3 protein-coding genes are annotated in these 2,585 nt (G+C 63.1%); all 3 read right to left on the bottom strand.

Annotation, left to right across the window (positions count from 1 at the left end; genetic code table 11):
* Positions 1 to 647 (bottom strand): hypothetical protein (locus tag GOX53_RS29115; RefSeq protein WP_171182370.1); only part of this gene is annotated, 647 nt, incomplete at its 3' end.
* Positions 637 to 1,830 carry a Gfo/Idh/MocA family protein gene (locus tag GOX53_RS29110; protein WP_171182369.1) on the bottom strand — a complete coding sequence of 398 codons (1,194 nt, stop codon included), beginning with the start codon at positions 1,828 to 1,830 and terminating at the stop codon, positions 637 to 639. The genes GOX53_RS29110 and GOX53_RS29115, both read right to left, overlap by 11 nt.
* On the bottom strand, positions 1,827 to 2,585 hold a 759-nt coding region (locus GOX53_RS29105), incomplete at its 5' end, for a citryl-CoA lyase (RefSeq protein ID WP_171182368.1). The genes GOX53_RS29110 and GOX53_RS29105, both read right to left, overlap by 4 nt.

The raw sequence follows: 2,585 nt of genomic DNA, 5'->3' as shown, positions 1-2,585 counted from the left end.
ATTGCAGCGCCTTGCGGCAGGATTTCGACGGCCATGAATATCCCCTGCGTCACCGTCTCATACTGGTGCCAGGGATAGTTTCCATCGGCGTCATACATGGGCCGGTGAGTGACACCGGGGGCCATCTGCTCTTCGAGGTAGAGCGTGCCGACATCCTGCGCGCGGCACTGCTGCATCTTGCCGAAACCGACGATCTGGGTGTGCACCTCGCGAAACCCGTGCACGGGGCAGAACGGATGATCCTTGTGCAGCCCCACGTTCAACGGGACCGAGCCCGCGTGATACATCGTCAGCCCGATATTGCCCCGCCAGATCTTGGGTGACATGTAGTGCTGGACGCCACGCAACCGCTCCTCCCCACGCACATCAAAGGCGGATGGCCAGACCGTGCGCACGCGGTCAAATAGCGCGTCGTTATCGGCATGGGCGTCAAAACCATCGACGATCACAGCCTGCTCCACATCGCGCAGCGCACAATTCTGCACGACCGCCGAGTTCAGACAGGACAGCGCCTGGCTTTCAACCCCCAGCGCCGCCTCGGCCAGATTGAGGACAATGGAGCGGCCCTCGACAGGCACCGCGCTTTCGCCCTCGACATAGCGGACGCCAAAGAACGGGGCCGCAAAATCCAATTGTTCAACGGGCATGGGCAAGCTCCTGTTCGATCTGCGGGCCGCTGCCGGGAAAATCCACGGGCAGCGGCGCAGGTGCCTCACAGCTGCTTTCGATGGTTTGATAGGCGCCGAATCTCGGCGCGCGTTCAATGGCGTCCATGACGTCGAACACGTGATAGGCAAGCGCCCCGCTGGCACGCGGCTGACGCCCCTCGCGCACCGCAAGCGCCAGATCCAGAAGACCCACGCCCCGGCTGTCCCGGTTCAACCCATGCAGGTTTTCCGCCACCTGCCAGTGCTCACGCCCCGCCGGACGGGGCTGATGCGACCAACGCGCGCTGTCCTTGGTCTTTACCCACACTTCGCCCTCAAATATGTTGGCCCCGTGCACCGGATCCGGATCGGGAATGCAGATGGTGCCGTCCTCTCCATAGATCTCGAAACGCGGCGTTTCGCTGTCCCATACGTCAAAGCTCATTGTCATCGAGCCGATCACGCCCGACGTAAACTGCAGAAGGCTGAGCGAATGGGTGTCGACCTCGACCTCCATCCACTCCCCATGTCTGGGACCGTTTTCGATCATGCGCCGGTCAAAGGTCCGGCGCGCCATGCCAGCGACCCGCTCGACCGGCCCCAGGCAAAAGACCATTGCGGTGAGGTAATAAGGCCCCAGATCCAGCAATGGCCCGCCGCCGCTCTGATAGTAGAAATCGGGATTCGGGTTATGCCGTTCGGTGCCGTGCGTGCCGACGTGGGCGAATACACCGGTGGGCGCGCCAATGGCGCCGTCGTCGATCAGCCGCCTGACCGTCTGCCACCTGCCGCCAAAGAACGTATCCGGCGCGTTGCCGATCAACAGCCCCCTGTCCTTCGCAAGCTGCAGCAAGGAGCGACCGTCGGACCGGTTCATGACAAAGGGTTTTTCCGAATAGACATGCTTACCCGCGTTCAGCGCATTGCGGCTGATCTCGGCATGTGCGGCCGGTATCGTCAGATTGAGCACGCAATCGATGGATGGATCGGCAAAGATCTCATCCGGGGTGCAGGAGCGTCCGATCCCGTGTTGCTCAGCCTTGGCGCGGCTTTCCGCTGGATCGAGGCTGGCACAGGCCACAACCTCAACCTGAGGAAAGCGCGCCAGAGTTTTCAGATAGATGTCACTGATACGGCCACATCCGATCAGGCCGACCCGGAAGGATTTCGTCCGGTCACTCATTCCACCTCTTGTGCTTGGTATAGGGGCAGGTATCGGGGCGGTATCGGTCCCTTGTTGCGCCCACCCTGGTTCATCTGTTCCCAGGCATGGGCAAGAATTCCGACCGAGCGCGACAGGCAGAACAATCCGCGCGACAGCGGTGCGGGAAAACCCAGCTCGCAGAAAATCACAGCGGTTGCGCCGTCGATATTCATGGCAATCGGACGCCCGCCGCGCTGGCGGCCCAACTCAGCCTGCACCTCCTCGCCGATTTCGGCGAAGCGGCCCGTCACGGTTCCGGCCTCGGCCGCCTGCCGGACCAGCTCCATCAGGCGCGGCGCGCGCGGGTCGACCGGCTTGTGAAAGCGGTGCCCGAAGCCCGATACGATCTTGCCATAAGACGCGCGCCATGCATCCAGCGCGTCCTGAACCGCACCGGACAGGTCCGCGCCGTCGTCGATCCGGCGCGCGATGTCGTAGTAGAGCTCGGCGCATTGCTCGCCCGCGCCGCCATGCACATCGCCCAGCATGTTCACCGCCGTTGCCATGGCATTGTTGAGCCCCACACCGCAGGTCGCAGCCATTCGCGCCGCAGCAATCGAGGGCGCCTGCGGCCCGTGATCGACACCGGCGACCAGTGCGGCCTCGAACAACCGGGCCTGCGCGTCCGAGGGTACCCCCCCGCGCACCATGTGCCAGATCATCTGCGGAAAGGTGACATTGCCGATCAATTCTTCGACCGGATGCCCGCGAAACGCGATGTGGCCCGGTTTCAT

Origin of the sequence: Ruegeria sp. HKCCD8929 (genome assembly GCF_013031405.1) — a bacterium.
Classification (GTDB): domain Bacteria; phylum Pseudomonadota; class Alphaproteobacteria; order Rhodobacterales; family Rhodobacteraceae; genus Ruegeria.
The sequence above is the reverse complement of the archived record's forward strand: the minus strand, read 5'-3'. Positions and strand labels throughout refer to the sequence as shown.

Bases quoted from the DNA above. Each gene is read 5' to 3' on its own strand.
- GOX53_RS29110 (WP_171182369.1), bottom strand. From the start codon at position 1,830: ATGAGTGACCGGACGAAATCCTTCCGGGTCGGCCTGATCGGATGTGGC.